This is a genomic window from Brevibacterium sp. MGP-B1 (assembly GCF_057766545.1).
In genome coordinates this window covers 2,294,805-2,316,422 of sequence record NZ_CM173407.1, presented here as the reverse complement: position 1 = coordinate 2,316,422, position 21,618 = coordinate 2,294,805, and the positions used below count along the sequence as shown (strand labels likewise).

The following is a 21,618-nucleotide window of genomic DNA, read 5'->3' as shown; positions in this document are numbered from 1 at the left end:
CGAAAGGAATAGGAGGCGAGCTGCCGTGTGTCCAAACAACCTGACGGCGGCCCAGCAACCTCGCGAGGTTGCTGGGCCGCCGTCAGGTAGCAATTGGAGGGGGTCGGCGTCACTCGAATTCGGTAAGCACCACCTCGGCGACGGCAGCGACAAGGGCCGGGCCGTCCTCTGATTCGGGGTCATCGGTTTCTGTCATCACAGACATGACGATGGGCTTGCGATCGGGAGGCGTCACCACGGCGATGTCGTTCTGAATCGCATCCGAATGCCCCGATTTGTCTCTGACCACCCAGCTTTCGGGTGCGCCGGCACGGATGAGTGGGTCGCCGGTCTCGTTCCCCGACATCCAGTCGAAGAGCACCACGCGATCATCGTCCGACAACCGCTGCGGGTCGAGGAGACCCTGCAGATCGGTGGTGAATGCGGCCGGGGTGGTGGTGTTGTCCGTACTGCTCTCGTCGACATCGTTGAGCTCCGGCTCTTCGTCGGTGACCTCGGTCGTCGTGTCACCGTCCTTCTCCAGGGCGTCGTCGAGGCCGTCAGGCCCGCCGAGCTCGTCGAGCACAATGTTCATCGCTAGGTTGTCGCTGACCCTCAGTGCGCTCTCGGCGATGTCTTCGAGCGGCAATCCGTCGTCGACGTGCTTCTCCGTCACCGGTGTCCATCCGGCCTCATCGACCTCGGCCTGTGTCCAGGACACGTTCTTCTCGAGGTCTTTCGGCGTCGTGCGATCGAGGAGTTCGGCGACGGCGAATACCTTGAGCGAGGAAGCGAAGCCGAAGCGCTCATCTGCACGGTGGTCAACCGATTCATCCGACTCGGTATCGAGCGCGCTGACTCCGACTCTCGCGTCGTAGCGGTCCTCGAGCTTCTTGAGCTGCTTTTCGAGTCGCTGGTGGTCAGTGTCGTCCTTCGGACTGGTTGAGGTTTCGGTCAGAGGGCTGGACTGGTCCGACGACTGAGCCTCACTTGGAGCGCAGCCAGCCAGTGCAAGAGCGGTCAGTGTTGACGAGGCGAGAAGCTGCAGGGTTCGTGTGTTCATCGATTCGTTCCGTTCTCTCTGATGGGAGCCGATGTGAGGTGGATCGTCGAGGGAGCGCCGTCTCGCGTTCGACGTTCTCGCGATGCTCGGCGCTGACCAGTCTTCTCTGTCGCCGCCATGCGGTCGAAGACTGAAACATCCGCTCTCATATCGATAACGCATACCATGAGGTGATGGACCTGGTAGACGCCTGTCGGACATTCACCGCTGTCAGCGAACTTGGCAGCATGACACTCGGCGCTGCTGCGGACGGGATCCCTCAGCCGGTGGCCAGTCGACGCATCGCAGGACTGGAGAAGCAGCTCGGTGCACGACTCCTCGAACGGACCGGGCGAGGAGTGAGTCTCACACCGTTCGGCCGCGACATGCTCGTTCCGGCGACGCGCCTCGTCGAGTTGGCCGACGAGATGCTGCTTGGTGCCGACCGAGCGAAACTGCGGCCGGTCTCAATCGCTGTCCCGACGATCTGCTCCACTCGAAACCTTGCGGTGTTGGCAGCTTCGGTGAAGGACCGGGGACTGCGGGTCGACTTTCACTCGGGACCGCCGGGCCGGCGAGCCGACGACCTCGCCAGGAGACGAGTGCGCGCGTCGCTGCAGACTGTTCCGGCAGACGAAGGCACATGGGCTGTCGAGTTGGGATGTGCTCATCGTTCCCCGTTGACGGCTCCGATGCGGATCGCCGACCTGCGGAGATCCAGGTCGCAGGTCCCCGGCGATGACCTCGAACTCGCGGGTCGACGCCTGCGAGTGACGAGCGAGGACAACGTCCCGCACATCCGCGACCGGATCCGACGATCCGCCGAGACCGCAGGTCTGCTGCCGTACCAGGTCGTCGTGGACACCTCAGAACCCGACGCGGTGGCTGCGGTGCTCAGCGACGGTGACCTGATGCTCTGCAGTGAGGCGGAAGCCGCGGAACTGGATCTTCCCTGGACACCGCTCATCGATCCGGTCATCTCTCGGGGGTACACGCTGACGGCCGGCTCGGACGAAGACATTGCGCTGCTTGCCGACTTCGCCGAGGAATTCGCCGATTGCCTCGGCGGTTCGATCCGCGCAGACTCGAGACGGCAAAGCACCGCGGCAGTGAGGACGCACACGACGACGGATCGAGCCGCCTCGGCGAAGGGGTCGAGAATCGGACGATCGACTTGAGGGATGGAATGAGCGAGCGGAAGAAGGTCGTCGAAGCGGTCGGTGCGGAGCTTGAGAGCGCGGGCCTGCGTGCCAGGATCATCGCACGCGATCTCGACTCGCACGCAGAAGTCGCGCTGTCGCCCGAAGGGGCGACTCCGTTGGCCTCGTTGGTCAAGGTACCCATCGCTCTGGCGGTGCTCAACCGAATCGAGGCGGGTGAGTTCGCGGCCGACGAACAGGTTCGGGTCGATCCTGCTGCGACCGGCACTGCGAGCCCGACGGGGGCGGCACGATTTCGGCATCCGGCACGGATCGCAATCGAGGATCTGCTCACATTAGCAGTGTGCTTCAGTGACAATACTGCCGCAGACGCCTTGCTCGACCTCGTCCCTGTGCGCGACGTCCAGCGAGATCTCGATGCTCTGGGGCTGCGGGGCATCGATATCCGACACCGGCTCGACGCACTGGTGTCGACCCCGTTGGAGAGCCTCGACAGGTCTGAAGCACATCTTGCGTATGATCTTGCACAGACTCGGCCACCCTACGGAGACGGGCATCGGATCTGGCAGCTCGATGTCTCTCGGGCCAACTCCGGCACCGCCCGCAGTCTGATGGGCCTACTTGCCGAATTGTGGCGGCCCGAACGTGTCGATCCCGGCGTCGCCGCACGGCTGCAGGAACTCATGTCCGGAAATGTTGTGCGTCACCGCATCGCCCCTGACCTCATGTCCGATTCGGCGCAGTGGTCGTCGAAGACGGGCACACTGCTCCACCTCAGACACGAGATCGGCGTCGTCGACCATGCTGATGGTCAGTCGATCGCGGTCGTCGCGCTCAGCGAATCGAGCAATCCTGCTTCCGTGCAGCCAGCCGCCGAGGCGGCCCTCGGTGCCGCTGCCCGTGCCCTCCACGATCTGCTGAGGTGAGGACCGGCCGCGGCGGAGCAGCTCATCGGGCGCAGTCGCTGTGATCGAGACGACGAGTCAGATCCAGCCTTCGCGTCGGGCATTGCTCAGCGCTTCGGCACGATTGCGGGCACCGAGCTTGCCGATCGCACTCGACAGGTAGTTGCGGACCGTGCTCGGAGACAGATGCAGAGCCTCTGCCACATCCGCGATCGGAGCGCCCTCGTCCGAGGCGACGAGGACTTGGATTTCGCGCTCCGACAGCGGGTTCTCTCCCGAGCTGAGCGCCTGAGCCGCCAGGAGAGGATCGACAACCGTCTCTCCGCGCGCGACTTGACGAATCGCATCGGCGAGGGTCTCTACCGGGCCGTCCTTGACGAGAAATCCCCGTGCTCCTGCGTCCATCGCCCGACGCAGGTAGCCCGCCCGGCCGAAGGTCGTGACGATGACGACCGCAGGTCTCTCAGAGCCCGTCCCCTCGGTCGGTCTCGCAGGCTCACGGTCTTCGGAGAGCCTCAGCTCTTCGAGCGCTTCGAGCCCTGTCTTGCCCGGCAGCTCGATATCAAGAAGGAGCACGTCCGGGTTCGCGGTAGCGATCAATCCTGCGACTTCGGCACCGCTGCCGGCCTCGCCAATGACCGTGATGTCGTCTTCGAGATCGAGCAGGCTGATGAGAGCAGAACGCATCAGAACCTGATCCTCGACAACTGCGATTCTGATCATTGGGGTCCTCCTCAGGTCGGGGCATGAACGGTGAGGGTGAAGCCCCGCGGACCGGAGCGCGTGTGGACGTGCCCGCCGAGGCGCTCTGCCCGCTCACGCAGCCCGGCCAACCCTGCCCCTGCGGAGTTCTGACCCATACCGTTGCCATCATCGGTGATCTCAAGGGCGGCGGAAGCCTCATCGACGGACACTTTCACTGAGCACGTCGAGGCATGCGCATGGCGGAGGACATTCGTACCAGCCTCTCGGACAGCCCAGGCGAAGAGAGTGTCGACAGGACTGTTGAGATTCGGCACCGGCATCGTGCCGACCTTGATCCCGGCGTCCTCAAGGACAGTGACCGTACGGGCGAGTTCATCCGCGAAACGCATCTCCCGGTAGCCTGCGACAGCCTGCCTGACATCGGCTAAGGCTGTGCGCCCGATGTCCTCGACTTCCTGAGCATGAGAAATTGCTGTCGCAGAGTCGGTCGCGGCGAATCGACGGATGGCCTCAGCCTTGACCACGATCACCGACAAGGTGTGGCCGAGCAGGTCGTGGAGATCTCGGGAGAACCGCTGGCGTTCCTCCACTACGGCGAGTCCGGCCAGCCGCCGTCGGGTGGCGCGCAGATCCTCGACGGTAGTGGTGAGTCGGCGGATCAGGTAGGTGCTGGCACCCGCCATCACGGTAGCGAATCCGAACTGCAGCGCATTGCTCAGCGACATTGTTGCGAACCCCTCGGCGAAGGATCCGCTGACCGCCAGACCCATGACGATCCCAAGTGCTGCGCGGATCCGGACGGCGGTGGCGGCTGCAATGGCGAGCAACGGGTAGAGGAAGCCCTGACCTCCAAGAGTCACGATGAACTGTATGACGACCAACCCCATGAGTCCCGCAGTGCAGAGCTCTCCCACACGCTGCGGCAGGCCGCTGTGGACGACAAGGATCGTGATGACGTAGAGGGCTGTGATTGCCAGGTGGATCGTCAGCGCAGTGAGGTCGCCGTCGAGGATGGCTGTCAGGATCGGGGACAGCATGAGGACCGGCAGCCACACCAGCGCGAACCCAGGTCCGCGAGTCCGGTCGGCCCACTGCGAGACATAGTCGTCGTTGTCGGTGGAAATGGATTGCTTCGTCATTGTCGCCTCCGGTATTCCGATTCGTACATTACTCGGACGGTGCTGTCGATGGGTCCCAACCTGAGGACTCGGATCCGTGGTCGGATGCGCGACTCGTGCTGCCTGGGACGAGGATTCGGAGTCCGAGAATCGTTGTGGCACCGACGACCACGTGCATCAGCTCGAGTACGACCACGGCTGCGCCGTCGGCTCCTGACATCAGCGGCCCAACCATGGACACAGCGAGAACCGAGCATGCGAACACGGTCCACATCACCGTTCCGCCGCGGAATTGCTTCATGATGCTGTGGGAGATGCCGGCTGCGCATCCGCTTCCGAGAGAGACGAGCGCGACAGCAGCGGGGGAGACGGTCAGGCCCCCGGTGATCAGCGTGACGCCTGCGACCGGCACGGCGATTGCCCATATTGCAAGCGCAGCGAAGGCCGCGACAAGAGTCACGATGGCAACGACTGCCGATGTGTTTCGAAAGGGAGCCGTCCGTCGCTCAGCGGCTGAACGATGCTTTGGGCGTCGGGCGGGGGTGGTTGTCGGTGCAGGTTCTGATACGTGATTGGTTGAGTGGCTCATCGTGGTCGCCTCCTTGGTTGAAGCGTCGTTAATCTTTGACAGCTTCGACGCTACTGAGGCCGAAAGCGCAACAGTAGGGAGCACGATCCCGAATACACAGTGACAAATGTCCCGAAACCCACCCGGAACTACGTGACGGCGGCCCAGATACCTCGCGCGAGGTTGCTGGGCCGCCGTCGGGTAGTAATTGGGGTCAGAAGCTGGGGAGGACTGAGCCGTCGGCCCACTTCTTCTCGATGAACTTCTTCACCTCGGGGGAGTGGAGCAGCTCGTCGAGCTTCTTGACGTTCTCGTCATCCTTGTTCTCGGTGCGCACAGCGAGGAAATTGCCGTACGGGTTGTCCTCGGCGCTTTCGAGCAGGATGCCGTCCTTGGCCGGGCTCAGGCCGGCCTCGAGAGCGTTGTTGCCGTTGATCACCGAGGCGTCGACGTCTTCGAGGGTGCGAGCCAGCTGCGCGGCGTCGGCCTCGACGAACTTCACGTTCTTCGGGTTGTCCTCGACGTCGGAGAGCTTCGCGTCGATCGCGTCTACGCCGTCCTTGAGGGTGATGAGCTTCGCGTCTTCGAGCATCTTCAGCGCCCGGCCCTGGTTGGACGGGTCATTGTTGATGCCGATCTTCGCGTTCTTCGGGATGTCACCCACGTCCTTGATGTCCTTCGAGAACAGCGCGAAGGGTTCGAGGTTGATGGGTTCGAAGCCGGTGATCTCGTAGCCCTGGCCTTCGACCTCGGAGTCGAGGTACGGCTTGTGCTGGAAGTAGTTCGCGTCGATGTCGCCGTCGTTGAGCGCCTTGTTCGGCAGCGTGTAGTCCGTGTACTCGGTGACCTCGATGTCGAGGCCGGCATCCTCGGCGAGGTTCTCATCCACGTAGCGCAGGATGTCGCCCTGCGGCACCGGGGTCGCACCCACGGTGAGCTTCGTGATGTCGCCGTCCTTCTCACCGACGGAGTCGGTGCCGCCGCCGACGAGTCCGCAGCCCGAGAGCAGCAGAGTCGCGCTGGCCGCGATCGCAATGAGCTTGGTCTTCATGATTCTCCTTGATGTGTTCTGTGTGTTGTGCAAAGGGATGAGCAGTGGTGGCCATTAAGTGTGCGCAGATTGCCGGTTTCGTCGCCGATTCGGACAATCTGAGCACATTTAACTCGGAGTTCCGTCGCCGCGCCGGACGTGATCGACGCCGCCGAGGCGGCTCACCGGTGGTCGACCGTGCGGGCCAGCCGATCACCGATGAACTGGATGATCGTGACGATGAGGACGAGGACGATGATGCAGGCAATCATCGTGTCCGCCTGGTAGCGCTGATAGCCGTAGGAGATCGCCAGCGCACCCAGACCTCCGCCGCCCACGGCACCGGCCATCGCGGTGTAGGACACCAACGTCACCGAGGTGACCGTGGCGGCTCCGATGAGACCGGGCATCGCTTCGGGAACGTAAACCTGGCGGACGACCTGGCCATTTGAGGCGCCCATCATCAGCGCGGCTTCGATCTTGCCTTCGGAGACCTCGCGCAGCGAGTTCTCGACCAGGCGGGCATAGAAGGGGATCGCGCCGATCGTCAGCGACACCACGGTCGCCTGCCAGCCCAGCGCCGAACCGACGACGAATCGGGCGAAGGGGATGAGCGCGATGATGAGGATGATGAAGGGGATCGAACGAGTGATGTCGACGATGAAGGACAGCACCCGGTAGACGACCGGGTTCGAGTTCAGCCCGCCCTTCGAAGCAGTGAACAGCCAGATGCCCAAGGGCAGTCCGAAGAGCACGGCGAGCCCGGTCGACCATGCCGTCATCAGCAGAGTCTCGATGGTGGCCGGCCACATCTGATCGGTGATCGCCGGGTTGTCGAACCATGTGGGATCGTTCATCAGGCAGCCTCCTCCGCATAGATTCCATCGGCTTTCAGGGCGCTGATCAGGTCTTTCGCCTGCTCGGCCGAGGCGACGGAGAAGCGCAGCCGACCGACCTGGCGGCCTTCGATCGTCTCCACGGCTCCGGCGAGGATCGCCTCGGCGCTCGCTCCGGCATTCCGTGCGGCGGTGAGCACGGTGGGCAGGTCGGTGCCGGCCAGCGACACCTCGACGAGGCGGCTGGCCCCGTCATCGAGGCTGACCGGAGGCAAGGGGACGAGATCCTTGGCGAGAACCGATCCGGGCTCGGCGATGACCTCGGCGAGTTTCCCGGTCTTGGCCACGCGCCCGTCGGCGAGGAGCGTCACGGAGTCGCAGATCTCGCGGATGACAGACATCTCGTGGGTGATGATGAGGACGGTGATGCCCAGGCGGTCACGCAGTGAGCGGATGAGGCTGAGGATCTGGTCCGTCGTCGTCGAATCAAGCGCCGAGGTGGGCTCATCGCACAACAGGACCTTCGGCTCTGCGGCCAGGGCTCGGGCGATGCCGACGCGCTGCTTCTGGCCGCCCGAAAGCTGAGACGGATAGTTGTCGACGCGGTCGCCGAGGCCGACGAATTCGAGGAGTTCACGGGCCTTGGTCAGGCGTTCGGCCTTCGACACTCCGGCGATCTTGAGCGGGTGGGCGACGTTCTTGAGCGCTGTGCTCGAGTCGAGGAGGTTGACGTGCTGGAAGACCATGCCGATGCTGCGACGGGCTTCGCGCAGTCCGGCACCGGACTGGTTCGTGAGGTCGACGCCGTTGATCGACACCGTCCCGGAGGTGGGGGACTCGAGCCCGGTCAGGCAGCGGATGAGCGTGGACTTGCCGGCGCCGGAGCGGCCGACGATGCCGTGGATCTCTCCGGCGGGGACCGAGAGGTCGATCTCCTCCAGAGCGACGGTCTCTCCGAACACCTTCCGCAGTGCGCGCAGTTCGATCACAGGCGCCTCCTCGTGTGGTTGACGAATGCCGCGCACGGTGGTGGACGGCAGAGATTTGGGGATGGGCCGGTCTACGGTCCAGTAGGGCCGACGATTCAGGATGACAAGGAATCGCCTCGGCGGCGTCATGAGATGTCATAAAAAGACGCATTGGCGGCCCATCGTGACGAAGACCTCACGGCGGCGGGGAAGGGCGTTGTTGCTCGCTTCGGTGTCAACTGATCCCGACCGCCTCGGCGGCAGAGATGACGAGACGGTGAACGGCGGTCGAAGCCGGGGCAGAATCCAGCAGCATTTTCCTCCGACGTAACCCGATGTCCATGTCCGGGGCGTACCTGTGGTTGATCGACAGGTTCGCTTGCCCGGTGTACCGGCAGGCGGACGAGCTCCACGACGGGACCGGTGAATGTACGAAGAATCGAGCAGGATCGCGGCGATCGTTCCCTGCCACAACGAGGAGATCACCGTCGCCAAGGTCGTCGGCGACCTCAAGTCCGCAGTCCCCGGCATCACGGTCTACGTCTACGACAACTGCTCGAGCGATCGCACCTCCCAGCGCGCCGCCGAAGCCGGTGCCATCGTGCGCAAGGAGAACGTCCCCGGCAAGGGCAACGTCGTCCGCCGCGCCTTCGCCGACATCGACGCCGACATCTACGTGATGATCGACGGTGACGACACCTACGAAGCGGCCCACCTGCCCGAGATGATCGACACCCTGATCTCCGGGCCGTACGACCACGTTCTCGGCGTTCGTCAGGATAATCAGGAGACCACGTCCTACCGTCCCGGCCACGAAGCCGGGAACAAGATGTTCAACCGGCTGACCGGGTGGCTCTTCGGTTCGCAGGTGTCCGATATGCTCTCGGGCTACCGCGTCTTCTCCCGCCGTTTCGTCAAGTCGTTCCCCGCGATCAGCCGCCGGTTCGAGATCGAAACCGAGCTGACCGTGCACACGATGTCCCTGCGCCTTCCCACCACCGAGGTGGCCGTGGACTTCCGTGACCGACCCGACGGAAGCGAGTCGAAACTCTCGACCTTCAAAGACGGGTTCCGCATCCTCGGGCTCATCTCCGCGCTCGTCCGTCACGAGCGCCCCCGCCTGTTCTACGGCACGCTCACTGCCGTGCTCGCCGCATTGTCGCTGGTCTTCGGTCTGCCCGTGGTGTGGGAGTTCTGGCAGACCGGGCTCGTACCCCGGTTCCCGACTGCGATTCTCGCCACCGCGCTCATGGGGCTGGCGTTCCTGCTCGGCAGCGTCGGCCTGACCTTGGACGGTCTGCGCAGGGCTCGTCGCGAGACCTCCCGCCTGGTCTACCTCAGCCTGCCCGCCGTGACCGGACGCCCCGTCACTCAGCGTCAGACGCCGCGACAGACCGGTCCTGCGGACGAAAAGTTCTCGGCTTCGGAGGCTGAGATCTTTGCCGACGCAGCACGGATGAAGCCGAGCCGACAGGTGCGGGCACGCTTCGCTTCATGAGTCGTTCTGCTATTCACAGGTGGCTGACGTCCCCGCTGGCATGGGACCTGCTGCTTGCTCTCTTCACCGTCGCATGGTCGTCTATCTTCCTGCGCCTGTTCTGGCCCGGTCGGGTCAACGTCGATATCGCCAATCAGTACCTGCAGGCAACCGGAAAGATCCCGTACTCCGATTGGCATCCGCCGGTGATGAGCGCGATGTGGCGAATCCTCATCGACATCACCGGAGACCCGGGCAGTCTGCTCCTGCTGCAGGTCGGCCTGCTGGCCGCGGCCGCGTGGGGGATCGGGGTGCTCGTCCACCGATTCGGAGCGCCGAGGTGGGTGTCGCTCTTGGGACCGACCATCATGGCCACGCCCTGGGTCGTCTCCCAGATGACGACGCTGTGGAAGGATACGCAGATGGCCGTGGCCATCCTGCTCGCCGTCGTCCTCATCATGATCACCCGCTTCGTCCCGAAGACGTGGCTGCTGTGGCTTCCGGCGCTGGTCCTCCTCGTCTACGCGGTGGGGGTGCGCAAGAACGCGGTGTTCGCGGTCGTGCCGATCGCCGTGTACGGCGGATGGTGCCTGATGCAGCTGTGGCGCAACCGTCGAAGTCGACCTGGAGACTCAGCCACGTCTACAGGCTCCGCGTCACTGGAGACTTCAGAGCCGACCGCATCTTCCGCGAAGGAAGGACGCCCGCTTCTGCTGACGGCGGTCTCGTCGCTGATCGTGCTCGGACTCATCGGCGGAGGAGTCAAAGTCACCGATGCGGTCGTCGACTCGCAGAAGGGAGTGACGAAGACCGGGCAGATCTCACAGATCTTCCTCGACGACGTGATGTTCTCCGTCCCCGACGCCGAACTCAAGAAGTCCGGGGCACCGAAGGAACTCACCGAGCACATCAGTACTGCCCGCGAGAAGTGCCTGGAGAAGGGCGAGATCTGGGACTCGTACTGGAACTGCTACGGCAAAGGCGAGAGCGGAGAGAACTTCTCTCCGATCGCTCACCAGGACGCGCTCAAGCAGCTGTGGCTCGACCATGTCATCTCTCACCCGCTGCGCTACGCCGAGTACCGGGCTGCCGTATTCTCCTACTATTTCTTCACCTCCGGAGTCGAATACTGGCCCGCCGAATGGCATGGCGAGGCGACGAAAGCCGGTATCGAACAGGCCGATCCGAAGGCCGACTACATCGTTCGTCCCTATGTCGAGGACTTCGCCCTCGGCACGTTCCCGATGCTGTTCGCCCCCTGGTTCTGGACACTGGTGGCCGTCCTGCTGCTCGGCCTCGCGTATCGGTCGCACCGGCGGATGCGACGGGGATCGGAGCACAATCGATCCTTCCTTCCCGAGATCACGACGTTGGCCGCCTCGGCGCTGTGCTACGTTCTCGGGTACTTCCCGATCGTGCCGGCCAACCATTTCCGATACACGTTCTGGCCGGCCTTGGCCGTGACCATGGCCCTCGTGTTGGCGATAGCAATGTGGCGACGCCGACCGAGCGCGGCATCCAGCAAGTCCGAATCCTAGGGCCATAGACTGGTGCCAGTTATGAATGAGTCATTTTCGGACCGTCTCCGGCGCCTGGCGGTGGAAGCCTTCAAGTTCCTCACCGTCGGCGGGCTCGGCTATATCGTCGACGTCGGCCTGTCGAATCTGCTGGCCTACGGGTTCGGTCCGATCCCCGCCCTCCTCGAGGGCAGCCCGATCAAGTCGAAGATCATCTCGACGATCCTGTCGATGATCGTCGTGTGGATGGGCAACAAGCTCTGGACCTACGGCGACCGGACCACGAACTCGAACATGCGCGGTATCGTCCTGTTCGTCGCGGTCAACCTCGCCGGCATGATCATCACCGTCATCCCGCTCGGCGTGACCTGGTACCTGCTCGATATGCGCGACCAGCTCACCTACAACATCTCGACGAATGTCATCGGCATCGGACTGGCGATGATCTTCCGCTTCTACGCCTACCGCACCTGGGTGTTCAAGGACCAGGCCCCCGACACCGAGGTGGTCGTTCCCATGGAGGAGTCGAGCCGGGTCCCCGACGACAGGGGCTGAGGGTTGCGGCCTCTCGCGCCGCTAGCTTGCCTCTCACGCCGCCGGATAGGTGCTTGCCTGCCTCCTCGCACCTCAGCTTGGGTGGGATAAATGGTCACGCCCACCTGATTTTTCTGTGACCATTTGGACCACTTAGGGGCCCCGATGCGCAACTGCTCGCCGCTGGTCAAGAATCTAGGTCAGCATCGGATAGTCTCCGGCGCTGAAAGTATCCGATGCTGACCCATGTTTGGGCCCGAATGTCCGTTGGTGACCTATTCTCGGGGCGACAGGGGTCGGCAGTCAGCGGGTGCGGCGCAGCTTGCGGTAGGCGCTGACGACGGGGGCCGGGGTGACGGTGCGCAGCTCGGCTCGAATGAGCATCCGCTTCTGTTTGAACAGTGCCGAACGGCGGTTCGGCAGCTGACCGGCCCGAGCGCGGGTGGCCAACAGCCCGAGGTCTCGGCGCAGCTGTCCGTCTTGCGCGTGGAAGTAGTTCTCGGTCAGCCATTCCGGGTCAGGGAACCCGATCGATCCGGCGGCGACTTCGGCCAATGTGCCGGTGGCACCGGAGTCTGCGAAGACCTCGTTGAGAAGTGCGGCGTTGAAGTCGAAGTCCGAGATGAGCAGGGTCGGAATGCCCCGATCGATGGATTCGAGTGCCGCAGTCGAGGAGACAGTGACCAGTGCCGAGCCGTCGGTGAGGAAGTCGCTGAGGGGACCATACCCGAGCTCGATGCGTTCGGCCCCAGGCACTCGGCGGGTGCGGAAGTCGTCCAGGATCTCGAAGTAGGAGTGCTGCTCGTGATGGGTCTCGAACTCACCGGGACGCGACCGCATCTTGATGACCGCCGTCGAATCCGGGTGCCTGTCGGCGAACTCGGCCAGGGCTGCAATGATTGCCTCACGGTCGGCACGCTCGGCCGGAACTTTCGCCTGCGGGGCGAAGAGCAGAGTCCTTGGAGCCGCAGGGGCATCGGTTCGTGCGGCACCCGCCGAGGAAGGCGCGGCGGCGACGGATGGTGGGGTCACCTCGGCGAGGGATTCCGCTGGTGGCGGGAGCTGCGGAATGCCCTCCGAACGCAGCATCGGCAGGCGCGCCAACAGAACTTCGCAGGGCACCCGCGACCGGGCACTCGCCTCGGTGTAAGCGGCAACCTCGGCGGAGGAATGGGCGATGAACGCATCCATCAGACGGCGATAATTCATCCCCTTGCCGCTGGCAGGCAGACCCATTCCGGGCAGCCCAGAGACCAGGGCCGGACGGTCAGCGCGGGTGTGCGCGGTGAGGAAGACCTGGGCGACGATCGGGCCGGTGGCGGCACCGAGGACGATATCGGGGGAGTGATCGGCGATGACCTGCGCGAGGTCGGCCCGCGCGATGACGGGAACCTCGCGGTGCTCCCAATCGGTGCCGGCTACGGCGCTGGCGATCTGCTCATCGGTCGGCAGAATCGGATTGTCGACGAGGAACACGCGTCCCTCCACGTCGGGCAGGGACGACAGCAGCTGCGTCGCCCACTTGAGGTACGACTCGCTGTCGGAGACAGAGAGGATGCGGATGGGCGCAAGCCCGGCCGATCGCCGAGGCGGCAGCACAGGACCGTCCGGATAGGTCGATTGCGACGACTGACCGTCCGCGCGGGTGCGCTCGGTCAGGTGTGAGGGCCGCGGCGGCGCGTCGGAGAGGGGCGGCGGCATGATCGGCCCGCTGTAGTGGGGATCGCCTGGTTCAGGAATCGTCATCTGCCTTGACCGACTGGGCGTTGAGGGACTTTCGCAGACTATCGGGTGAGGCGCCGGTCCACCACTTCGCGGGGATCTCGGTGACGTCGATGGTCACATCCGGATTGAGTACGGCCAGGGACACCGCCGCCGTCGACGGCAGGCTGCGGATCGTCGAGTCCGGCGGCAGGTTGATCAGCCGCAGCTCGATGGGCAGGCCGAGATGCTTGATCCTCACTCGTTCGTCCTGGGCGAGATCGGCGAGGAACTCCTCGGTCTCACGTCGATGCGGATAGTAGGTGATCGATCCGTGAGTGTCGATGATGTCATCGACCCACGCCCGGTAGGCGAAGGCATCGATGAGGCCGTCGGCGGCCAGGGACGAACCAATGACCGGATTATCCCGCGGGTGGCTGCCGCCGGTGGGCAGAGTCTGCAGGTGTTCGAACTGGTGGCGGGTGATCTCGCCGCCGGATTTGAGGAAAGCCTTGCGCAGCTGTTTCGCCACCGGCAGCGCCGTGTGCCAGCGCAGCTTGCCCAGAGTGGCGAGGTGGCGAAGCCGGTCGGCGACGTGAGCGGCCATGACCGTGCGCGAGGCCTTGAGCTTCTGTCGGGGACGGACGAGGGGACCGCGCTTGGCGGTGAGGATCTCGATCGCCGAGTACGTGGCCAGGCCGTCGTCGAGGATGACGACCTCGGGCATGCGTCGCTCGAGATACGCCAGGGCCAGGGCCTTGTGGACCTCACCCGAACAGGCATCGCCGAGGTAGATCCGATCGAAGGTGTTCTTGCGCAGAAGCCCCGGCTTGGCTCCGTCCCGTTCGAGGCGGACGTTCTTCGGAAGCCAGGCCGGGTCGAAAGCATCGAGGAAGGACGTCATACCCTTCGCGCTCGCCCGAGCCCGAATGAGCAGATCCTCCGTAGGCTCATGGGATTCGAGCGCCGAGAGGAACTGCAGCGGGGATTCGACGAAGGCCACCGAGGTCATTCGGGTGCTCTTCTTGCCCGCGCCGCTCTCAGTGCTACCTCTCTTGGCCGCCTCGTTCTTGACGGCCTTGTCACCCGCCTTCTTCGCCTTCGTCGGGTTCGTCTTCGTCTTCTCAGCCATCAGCAATTCAGCCATTCTTTCTCAGCTTCGATGTATCGACGGTGATGCCGTAGTCCTTGAGCACATGTTGGGTGCGCTTTGCCCTCGAGACCAGCCGCTGCTTGGCGACACTGAGGGTCTTCCTGTGCAAGGGGATCTCCTGCTGTCCCGGCAGGTCGAGCTTGGTCAGCCGTTTGCGCTTGAAGTACTTCATATCGGGACCGCCGACCGCACCTGAAAGGAAATCGATCGCGTTCTGCCGCAGGTACGAGGCGGAGTCCGACTGCATGCAGTACGTGACCGCGTCGATGAGCGGATTGAGGTCCCGCGCCGTACCCGATGCTGACGTTCCCGCTGTCGCCGTTCCCGATGCGGACGTCCCCGCTGTCGCCGTTCCAGACCCGACAGTCCCACGGGACGACGTCCCCGCCTCGGCGAGGTCGCCCGGCAGGACATACCGACCCGAGTGGAGGGCATCGACGATGGTCAACGGGATGCGGTTGCTGTTCTGATACGGGGCGAGCGCGGCCAGCAGCTTCGTGGTCCCGACGGCCGCGGTCTCACAGCCGTAGAGGCCCTTTGCGGTTGCCAGCCCCGTCGAGAAGCAGGAGACGACGAGTTCGGGTCGGGTGGCGGAGGCGACGATCTCGGCAAGCAGGGGCACGTCGGCGAGGACGAAGTCGAGGCCGAGTTCCTCGCTGCGCTGACGCAGCGGCCCGGTCGTCGTCCGCGCCGAGGTGGGATGCGGTTTGAAGATCACCGTGGTCAGCCCTGCGGCCTTCACCTGATCGAGCATCTGCAGGTGCAGATCGAGCTCCTCCTCGGCCGTGATGAGGTCGAGCTGCGCGAGGTACTGACCGAGCACGAGCGCACTGCCCTCGATTGGGGCATCGAGGTGGGCGCTGGCCAGCTCATCGGCCACCTCGGCGGTCATCTCATCGATGACCCCGGCGAGATCGGCCGTCGGCAGGACCACCCGGTTCGGGTTGTGTTCGGCCAGCTGACGCGGGGTGATGCCGGGCAGCAGATCCGTAAAGTAGATCGACTTCAGCCGCTGCCACTGTGGCAGCGTGAGCGGATTGCGGATCGGCCCGTAGCTCATCAGCCCGTCGGAATGGACGCTGATATCGGCAGTGGCGAAGATCTGCGTAAGCGCCCCGGCGGGATGGCTGGGCAGGGACTCGACGATGAGTTCGAGCTTCTCGTGATCGTCGAGGTCCCATTCCCTGCGCAGGGCGCGTTCCATGATCGGGGCGCGCTCGCCGGAGATGCCGAAGGCTTTCGGATGGTTGGGCCAGATCGTGGCATTCCAATCCACGACCGCATCGAAATCGGCCAGCAGCCCGGCAGACCCGGGCATCGCATGGGCGGCCGGGGTGAGTTCGGGGGCGAAGGAATTGTTCGCCACGACGAGGATCCGACGCTCGTTCGGCTCGCCGAGGCGGCCCGCGCGGATGAGGGCGGAGATGTTCGCAAGCTGGTATTGGGTCGATATCTCGATGATCTGCGTCATCAGCGGGCCCTCCTGACGATCGGCTCGATCACGGGCAGTCGGCGTTCGCCGTAGTTCGTCAGCGCGAGGTCGATGACGTCGTTGCCGATGTTCTTCAAGGTGTTGACCGCGCCGAGGTTGAGCTGTTCGCGCACGGTCCGCGACATCGACGAGCCCCGGTTGAAGATCTGGAAGTAGAGGATGGAGAGGAAGTTGCGCACGGCCTTCTGCTCGAAGCGACGGAAGTCCGGGTTCGCCTCGAGCATCGCGAAGACCGAGCGGAAGGCAGGGATGAAGTCGAGCTGGCGTTCATCGAAGATCGCCGTCAACGAGCTGGTGCTGCCCTTCCGGTAGCACAGACCCGCCGTGTCGACGACGGCGAAGGAATCGGCCTCGAGATGGTGGCGCCACGTCCAGGGGCGGTCCTCGCAGGTGCGCAGCAGAGGGTTGAACTCGAGCAGTCCGCGATCGGCCATGGATCGGGAGTAGATGCCCGTCCAGCATTCCGGGAAATCGACCATCGTCGAGGCGTCGTGGGGCAGGATGTGGTCCCGCGGGTTGAGCGCAGTGTTGTGTTGTGCACATGGTGCGCGGCGCAGCTTCCGGTTGAAGCCGTTGACGATGAGGTAGTTCGTCTTCACGAAGTCGACGCCGAGTCCGGTGATGGCGTCGGTGAGTGAGCGCAGGTGGCCCGGGGCGTACCAGTCGTCGGCGTCGAGGTAGGTGATGTTCGCGCCGGTCGAGGCTTCGAGAGCCGCATTGCGGGCGGTGGAGACCCCACGCGATTCGGCATTGTGGATCTCGACGAGATTGAGCCGATCGGAATAGTCGGCGATCACCCCGGCCGTGTCATCGGTCGAACCGTCGTTGACGACGATGACCTCGAGTTCATTGGCGGCGAAGTTCTGGTTGACCAGACTCTTGAGGCTTCCGCCGATCGTCTCCTCGGCGTTCTTCGCCGCGATGACGACGCTGACGACTGGTTGGGGCATGTGGTCCTTCCGCGGTCTTCTCGGTTGCTGTGCGCGTCCGATCGATCGTAGGGGTGGGAGGAGAACAGAAAGTTGCGCGCAGGTGTCCGGGAATGTTCGCTGACGTTCATCTGGAGTTCGTCCGCCGCCTCTAGTCTTGGCCGATGCAGAGCCTGCGACTCTTCCACTTCGACATCCCGACCTGGGGCAACTTCGGCGACAAGGCACTGTTCCCTGTCGTCAGGGACGCCTTCCGCGTCCTGGGCGGTACGGGCTCGGAAGGTGCGGAGCCGAACTTCACGTTCGCCTCGGCGGCGGCGCTGCGGCGCGAAGTCGACGAGGCGGCTGTGGCCCGGATCAACGCCACCGCGGATGCCGTCGTGATCGGCGGGGGAGGGCTGTTCCTCCAGGACACGAACCCGAACCGCCTGTCGGGGTGGCAGTGGAAGATCTCGCCCGAGGCGCTCGCGGCCCTCGAGGTTCCTCTCATCGTCTATGCGCTCGGGGACAACAGATTCCCCGGACAGCCGGAGTTCGATGACCTCATGCGCTCCCATGTGAGCCAGGTGCTCGATCAGTCGGCGTTCTTCGGGCTGCGCAACACTGGGAGCATGTCGACGATCGGCGCGCTGCTGGGTGAACAGGAGCGCATCGCCTTCCAGCCATGTCCGACGACGATCCTCGATCATCTGTATGCGCCGCTGGCCGGCCGGCGACCGGACCCGAAGCAGAAGACCGTGGCCATCCAGATGCTCGTCCACCCCCGGCAGATCGCCGCCGGATTCGACGCCGACACCATCCATGAGGCGACCGTGCGCGCCGCTCGGATCCTCGTGGGCAAGGGGTGGAGGGTGCTGAGCACTCCGTTCCACCCCGATGATGCGGAGGTTTCCCGCCGCCTTGTCGCCGAGGTGGCCGGAGTCGAAGAGGTGCGACTGTACGGTCATGACGTCGGATTCTTCTCCGGCATCGAGTTCTTCGCGTCCGTGCCGTATGTGCTCGGCGGGCGCGGGCATGCGCAGATGATCCCATTCGGGGTCGGGTCGATTCCGATCTCCGTTGATCTGCACGCGAAGCTCGGCTATTTCGCAACCGATATCGGGCATCCGGAGTTCGTGGTGCCCGTCGGTGCGGAAGGCATGAGCCCTGACGCCGTCGAGGCTGCGCACCCCGGCGGTGACCGGGGGAGAGCAGCCGAGGCGGCCCATTCCGACGGTGATCGCAGCGAAGCGGCGGACGTAGTGGAATCCGACGGGGACCGCAGCCAAGCGGCCGCCGTCCTGGCGGACAGGATGGTCACGGCGCTCGAAGATGCGTATTCGCGCGGTGCCGAACTGCAGGCCGACCTGGCCGAGACCCGTGCCCGGTTCGCCGACATCACCGCGCAGAACCTCGCCGGCATCGGGGACTCGGTGCGGTCGCTGGCAGTTGCGAGTTCTGCGGGGGCGGGGTCCACTCTGCCAAGCTCTGCCGGGCCGACGATGGGCAATTCGGATTCGCTCTCGCGCACGGGCTCGACCAGTCCTCCAACCGATGACGGGGCCCGGAGAGCCGCCGGCACCGAACGCCGGACAGGGGACGAGCGTCTGCGCTCGGCCGAAGACGTCCGGGCCGAAGAGTTCCATGTCGCGGCCATCGCTGAATCCGAGGAAGTCGCGGCCCAACAGGCTCGTGCCCTGATTCGGGCCAGTCGGGATCTCACGGGGGCCCGTCGGGACCTGGCCCAAGCCCATCAGGACCACGATCGAGCCATCGGTGAGATCGAAGCGCGAGCAGAGACGAAGCTGAAGGCTCTCGAAACCCAGAGTGACGATGCACAGGCCGAGGCCGAACGGCAGCGCAGTGAAACTGCGGAGCGGGACGCACAGATCGCTCGGCTGTCGGATGAGACGGTACGAAGCGCTCGAGCGCTTGAGGCCGTGAACAACCGCACCGCCGTTGAGGAAGCGCGTGTGCTCGCCGACAAGGTTCGGCACGGAATCTGGTGGAGGATCCGTCGCCTCAAACGTCGTCGCTGACAGCGAAACGGCGCCACCACCTCGGTGAGGGTGCGGGAATCCGTGGCCCCGCCTCGATGCTGACAGCGAAACGGCGCCACCACCTCGGTGAGGTGATGGCGCCGAATCAACGCTCAGGTCCGGGACGGGCCCGGGGTCAATTGCGGATCAGGCTGTGACCTTGCGCAGGGAGTCGATCTTCGATTCTTCGCCCGGCATGACGCGCTTGACTCCGTCGCCGAATGCGGTTTCGAGGACGCGGACGCCCTTAACGAGGGAGGCGAATTCGCGCGGTTCCATCGAGGCGGACTGGTCGGATCCCCACATGGAGGAGTCGAGGGTGATGTGGCGTTCGATGGTCGCAGCACCCAGTGCGGCTGCGGCGAACGAGATCTCCAGGCCGAGCTCGTGACCGGAGTAGCCGACGGGAACACCGTAGCGTTCGCGCATGGCCGGGATCGCCTTGAGGTTGACCTCTTCGGGCGGCAGCGGGTAGGTCGAGGTGGCGTGCATGAGCACGAGCCTGTCGCGGTCGAAGACCTCAACAGCCTTGTCCAGGGTCTCCCAATCGGACATGCCCGAGGAGCACAGGACCGGCTTGCCGGTGGCGTCGATCGCACGCAGCAGCTCGAAGTCCGTCAGTGAGGCCGATGCCACCTTGTAGGTCAGCGCATCGAATTCGTTCTCGAGGAAGTCGACGGAGTCGGTGTCCCACGGGGACGCGAACCACTGGAGCCCGACTTCCTTGGCGTAGCGGTCGATCTCGGAGTATTCGTCGATGCCGAACTCGACGCGGTGCTTGTAGTCGATGTAGGTCATCTCGCCCCACGGGGTCGAGCGCATCTTCGACTTCTGGTGTTCGGGAACGGCCACCTCGGGGTTGCGCTTCTGGAACTTCACTGCCTGCGCACCGGCGGTGACGGCGACATCCATGAGCTGCTTGGCGATGTCGACGTCGCCGTTGTGGTTGATGCCGATCTCACCGATCATGTACACGGGCTGGTTCGGGCCGACGAGGTGCTCTCCGATGGCCACGGGGGCGAGTTGATCAGTCATGAAACCTGCTTTCGGTTGGCACGCGAAATCTCCGCGCGGTTGGTGAACTGCGGCTGGTGCCGCGGGACGGGCGGTTGCTGGTCGGGGAAGGCGGACGCATGGCCGGACATGGCCGCCGACTGGTGGCCGGTCAGGTGTCCTGACTGGTGGTCGGCCAAGGTCGATGGATGCCCGGTGGGCGACCGCAGTGAGGTCAGGGTCGGAGTCGGCAGGGGTTCGGCCGCCTCGGCGGGGATGGGAATGAGGTCGCAGACCTCACGCACCGCACCCCGTCCGCCTGGCCGATCAAGGATGACGCGGGCGGCGGCGAGGACCCGCGGGTGGGCGTCGGCGACGGCGATGGGCCAGCCGACGACGTCGAAGGCCTCGAGGTCGTTGATGTCGTTGCCGACGTAGGCGACGCGGGCCGGGTCGAGGTCGTTGGCGGTGATCCATGCGTCGAGGATGCTGGCCTTGTTGTCGATGCCTTGGGCGACGTCGACGCGCAGCTTCTCCGCACGGCGAGTGACGACGGGGTTGCGTTCCTTCGACAGGATCATCACGGGCACGCCGGACTTCACGAGTCGGGAGATGCCCATACCGTCGCCGCGATGGACGCGGACCTGTTCGTTTCCGTCCTCGTCGACATAGGCGCCGTCGTCGGTGTGGACGCCGTCGAAGTCGGTGACGAGGGCGTCGACGTCGATGACCTGCGCGGTTTCCTGGGTCGAGGCGATGGCGCGGACGAGGGTGAGGTCGGACATGTCGTCGATCTCGCGGGCGTGCTCGGGCGGGACCTCTTCGATGCCGATGCGGCCGAAGAAGCGGTGCTCGTGCTCGATGAGGCCGGAGGTGCGCATGACGTAGAACGCGCCGGTTTCGTTGAAGTGCTTGGCGCGGTCCTGGCGGCGCGGCCGGAAGCTGGCTTCGTGTCCGACGGCCACGGCCTGGGTGTCGTCGTCGAGGCGCCACAGGAAGGAGTGGTCTTCGACGGCGGAGAAGACGACATCGGCGTCGTCGTCACGGACCGTGCGCACCGCGTTCTCGATCGAGGCGGAGTCGATGAAGGGGGAGGTGCACTGCATGAACACTGTGATGTCGAAGTCCTCGTCGAGGGTCGACAGTGTGTGGATGAGCGCGGATTCGCTGGTAGCGGTGTCGCCGGCGATCTCGGCGGGGCGGTGGGCCACCTCGGCGCCGGCGCGCAGGGCTTCGGCTGCGATTCCGTCGTGGTCGGTCGAGACGATCACGCGGTCGATGCTGGGGCTGGCCTGGGCGGCATTGATGGCGCGGGCGAGCAGGGAGATTCCTGCGACCTTCTGCAGGTTCTTCAGCGGGATGCCCTTGGAACCTCCGCGCGCGGGAATGATCGCGACGGTGCGGTGGGGAGTGGGGGAGGTGGTGCTGGTCGGTGCGGAGGTGCTTTCTGCCGCCTGGTTCGCGGCCACGGTGGTGCGCGCATCCGGTTTCAT

Annotated in this window: 19 protein-coding genes; 6 read left to right on the top strand and 13 right to left on the bottom strand. The window is 64.7% G+C overall.

What is annotated here, in order from left to right:
- Positions 1-109: 109 nt before the first annotated feature.
- Positions 110-1,042 carry a class A beta-lactamase gene (bla, locus tag AC3CD9_RS10500; protein WP_488363815.1) on the bottom strand — a complete coding sequence of 311 codons (933 nt, stop codon included), beginning with the start codon at positions 1,040-1,042 and terminating at the stop codon, positions 110-112.
- A 173-nt stretch (positions 1,043-1,215) separates the two neighbouring features.
- On the opposite strand from bla, the gene AC3CD9_RS10495 reads away from it, so the two are divergent.
- Both AC3CD9_RS10495 and AC3CD9_RS10490 read left to right on the top strand, forming a co-directional pair.
- Positions 1,216-2,199: a LysR family transcriptional regulator gene (locus AC3CD9_RS10495; RefSeq protein ID WP_488363814.1), complete on the top strand. Its 984-nt coding sequence runs from the start codon at positions 1,216-1,218 to the stop codon at positions 2,197-2,199.
- Between the two features lie 8 nt (positions 2,200-2,207).
- Entirely contained in the window at positions 2,208-3,107 is a 900-nt protein-coding gene (locus AC3CD9_RS10490) for a serine hydrolase (RefSeq protein ID WP_488363813.1), read from the top strand.
- A 57-nt stretch (positions 3,108-3,164) separates the two neighbouring features.
- Here AC3CD9_RS10490 and AC3CD9_RS10485 read toward each other — a convergent pair whose 3' ends face one another.
- The 6 genes from AC3CD9_RS10485 to AC3CD9_RS10460 form a co-directional block, all read right to left on the bottom strand.
- On the bottom strand, positions 3,165-3,809 hold the full coding sequence (locus tag AC3CD9_RS10485) for a response regulator transcription factor (protein ID WP_488363812.1): 645 nt from the start codon (positions 3,807-3,809) through the stop codon (positions 3,165-3,167).
- 11 nt (positions 3,810-3,820) lie between these two features.
- Positions 3,821-4,930 carry a sensor histidine kinase gene (locus AC3CD9_RS10480; RefSeq protein WP_488363811.1) on the bottom strand — a complete coding sequence of 370 codons (1,110 nt, stop codon included), beginning with the start codon at positions 4,928-4,930 and terminating at the stop codon, positions 3,821-3,823.
- 28 nt (positions 4,931-4,958) lie between these two features.
- On the bottom strand, positions 4,959-5,498 hold the full coding sequence (locus AC3CD9_RS10475) for a DUF6069 family protein (RefSeq protein ID WP_488363810.1): 540 nt from the start codon (positions 5,496-5,498) through the stop codon (positions 4,959-4,961).
- Between the two features lie 193 nt (positions 5,499-5,691).
- Entirely contained in the window at positions 5,692-6,528 is an 837-nt protein-coding gene (locus tag AC3CD9_RS10470) for a MetQ/NlpA family ABC transporter substrate-binding protein (protein WP_488363809.1), read from the bottom strand.
- A gap of 161 nt (positions 6,529-6,689) precedes the next feature.
- Positions 6,690-7,364, bottom strand: a complete 675-nt coding sequence (locus AC3CD9_RS10465) for a methionine ABC transporter permease (protein ID WP_488363808.1) — start codon at positions 7,362-7,364, stop codon at positions 6,690-6,692.
- Entirely contained in the window at positions 7,364-8,332 is a 969-nt protein-coding gene (locus AC3CD9_RS10460; protein WP_488363807.1) for a methionine ABC transporter ATP-binding protein, read from the bottom strand. Before AC3CD9_RS10460 ends, AC3CD9_RS10465 begins: the two co-directional genes overlap by 1 nt.
- A 406-nt stretch (positions 8,333-8,738) precedes the next feature.
- On the opposite strand from AC3CD9_RS10460, the gene AC3CD9_RS10455 reads away from it, so the two are divergent.
- The 3 genes from AC3CD9_RS10455 to AC3CD9_RS10445 are packed head-to-tail and all read left to right on the top strand — an operon-like array spanning position 8,739 to position 11,860.
- Positions 8,739-9,809 (top strand): glycosyltransferase, encoded by a 1,071-nt coding sequence (locus AC3CD9_RS10455; protein ID WP_488363806.1) that lies wholly within the window; start codon positions 8,739-8,741, stop codon positions 9,807-9,809.
- On the top strand, positions 9,806-11,326 hold the full coding sequence (locus AC3CD9_RS10450) for a hypothetical protein (protein WP_488363805.1): 1,521 nt from the start codon (positions 9,806-9,808) through the stop codon (positions 11,324-11,326). Before AC3CD9_RS10455 ends, AC3CD9_RS10450 begins: the two co-directional genes overlap by 4 nt.
- A 21-nt stretch (positions 11,327-11,347) precedes the next feature.
- Positions 11,348-11,860, top strand: coding sequence for a GtrA family protein (locus AC3CD9_RS10445; RefSeq protein WP_488363804.1), 513 nt, complete (start codon positions 11,348-11,350; stop codon positions 11,858-11,860).
- A gap of 282 nt (positions 11,861-12,142) precedes the next feature.
- On the opposite strand, the gene AC3CD9_RS10440 is transcribed toward AC3CD9_RS10445, so the two are convergent.
- Genes AC3CD9_RS10440 through AC3CD9_RS10425 form a run of 4 tightly spaced genes read right to left on the bottom strand, consistent with a single transcriptional unit; the run spans position 12,143 to position 17,135 of the window.
- Positions 12,143-13,585 carry a DUF6716 putative glycosyltransferase gene (locus AC3CD9_RS10440; protein WP_488363803.1) on the bottom strand — a complete coding sequence of 481 codons (1,443 nt, stop codon included), beginning with the start codon at positions 13,583-13,585 and terminating at the stop codon, positions 12,143-12,145.
- Positions 13,572-14,687: a polysialyltransferase family glycosyltransferase gene (locus AC3CD9_RS10435; protein WP_488363802.1), complete on the bottom strand. Its 1,116-nt coding sequence runs from the start codon at positions 14,685-14,687 to the stop codon at positions 13,572-13,574. Before AC3CD9_RS10435 ends, AC3CD9_RS10440 begins: the two co-directional genes overlap by 14 nt.
- Positions 14,680-16,164, bottom strand: a complete 1,485-nt coding sequence (locus AC3CD9_RS10430) for a polysialyltransferase family glycosyltransferase (protein ID WP_488363801.1) — start codon at positions 16,162-16,164, stop codon at positions 14,680-14,682. The genes AC3CD9_RS10435 and AC3CD9_RS10430 overlap by 8 nt, the downstream gene beginning before the upstream one ends.
- A complete protein-coding gene (locus AC3CD9_RS10425) occupies positions 16,164-17,135 on the bottom strand; it encodes a glycosyltransferase family 2 protein (RefSeq protein ID WP_488363800.1) in 972 nt (323 codons plus the stop codon). Before AC3CD9_RS10425 ends, AC3CD9_RS10430 begins: the two co-directional genes overlap by 1 nt.
- Positions 17,136-17,278: 143 nt before the next feature.
- Here AC3CD9_RS10425 and AC3CD9_RS10420 point away from each other — a divergent pair, with 143 nt between their 5' ends.
- Positions 17,279-19,132 (top strand): polysaccharide pyruvyl transferase family protein, encoded by a 1,854-nt coding sequence (locus AC3CD9_RS10420; protein WP_488363799.1) that lies wholly within the window; start codon positions 17,279-17,281, stop codon positions 19,130-19,132.
- 147 nt (positions 19,133-19,279) lie between these two features.
- Here the strand turns inward: AC3CD9_RS10420 and AC3CD9_RS10415 are convergent, their stop codons facing one another.
- Both AC3CD9_RS10415 and AC3CD9_RS10410 read right to left on the bottom strand, forming a co-directional pair.
- Entirely contained in the window at positions 19,280-20,167 is an 888-nt protein-coding gene (locus AC3CD9_RS10415; protein WP_488363798.1) for an N-acetylneuraminate synthase family protein, read from the bottom strand.
- Positions 20,164-21,618 (bottom strand): cytidylyltransferase domain-containing protein, encoded by a 1,455-nt coding sequence (locus AC3CD9_RS10410; RefSeq protein WP_488363797.1) that lies wholly within the window; start codon positions 21,616-21,618, stop codon positions 20,164-20,166. The genes AC3CD9_RS10415 and AC3CD9_RS10410 overlap by 4 nt, the downstream gene beginning before the upstream one ends.

Coding starts and splice junctions, on each gene's coding strand:
- AC3CD9_RS10475 (WP_488363810.1), bottom strand. CDS start 5,498: ATGAGCCACTCAACCAATCACGTATCAGAACCTGCACCGACAACCACC.
- AC3CD9_RS10465 (WP_488363808.1), bottom strand. CDS start 7,364: ATGAACGATCCCACATGGTTCGACAACCCGGCGATCACCGATCAGATG.
- AC3CD9_RS10415 (WP_488363798.1), bottom strand. CDS start 20,167: ATGACTGATCAACTCGCCCCCGTGGCCATCGGAGAGCACCTCGTCGGC.
- bla (WP_488363815.1), bottom strand. CDS start 1,042: ATGAACACACGAACCCTGCAGCTTCTCGCCTCGTCAACACTGACCGCT.
- AC3CD9_RS10435 (WP_488363802.1), bottom strand. CDS start 14,687: ATGGCTGAATTGCTGATGGCTGAGAAGACGAAGACGAACCCGACGAAG.
- AC3CD9_RS10445 (WP_488363804.1), top strand. CDS start 11,348: ATGAATGAGTCATTTTCGGACCGTCTCCGGCGCCTGGCGGTGGAAGCC.
- AC3CD9_RS10440 (WP_488363803.1), bottom strand. CDS start 13,585: ATGACGATTCCTGAACCAGGCGATCCCCACTACAGCGGGCCGATCATG.
- AC3CD9_RS10485 (WP_488363812.1), bottom strand. CDS start 3,809: ATGATCAGAATCGCAGTTGTCGAGGATCAGGTTCTGATGCGTTCTGCT.
- AC3CD9_RS10455 (WP_488363806.1), top strand. CDS start 8,739: ATGTACGAAGAATCGAGCAGGATCGCGGCGATCGTTCCCTGCCACAAC.
- AC3CD9_RS10410 (WP_488363797.1), bottom strand. CDS start 21,618: ATGAAACCGGATGCGCGCACCACCGTGGCCGCGAACCAGGCGGCAGAA.
- AC3CD9_RS10425 (WP_488363800.1), bottom strand. CDS start 17,135: ATGCCCCAACCAGTCGTCAGCGTCGTCATCGCGGCGAAGAACGCCGAG.
- AC3CD9_RS10470 (WP_488363809.1), bottom strand. CDS start 6,528: ATGAAGACCAAGCTCATTGCGATCGCGGCCAGCGCGACTCTGCTGCTC.
- AC3CD9_RS10420 (WP_488363799.1), top strand. CDS start 17,279: ATGCAGAGCCTGCGACTCTTCCACTTCGACATCCCGACCTGGGGCAAC.
- AC3CD9_RS10450 (WP_488363805.1), top strand. CDS start 9,806: ATGAGTCGTTCTGCTATTCACAGGTGGCTGACGTCCCCGCTGGCATGG.
- AC3CD9_RS10430 (WP_488363801.1), bottom strand. CDS start 16,164: ATGACGCAGATCATCGAGATATCGACCCAATACCAGCTTGCGAACATC.
- AC3CD9_RS10495 (WP_488363814.1), top strand. CDS start 1,216: ATGGACCTGGTAGACGCCTGTCGGACATTCACCGCTGTCAGCGAACTT.
- AC3CD9_RS10480 (WP_488363811.1), bottom strand. CDS start 4,930: ATGACGAAGCAATCCATTTCCACCGACAACGACGACTATGTCTCGCAG.
- AC3CD9_RS10490 (WP_488363813.1), top strand. CDS start 2,208: ATGAGCGAGCGGAAGAAGGTCGTCGAAGCGGTCGGTGCGGAGCTTGAG.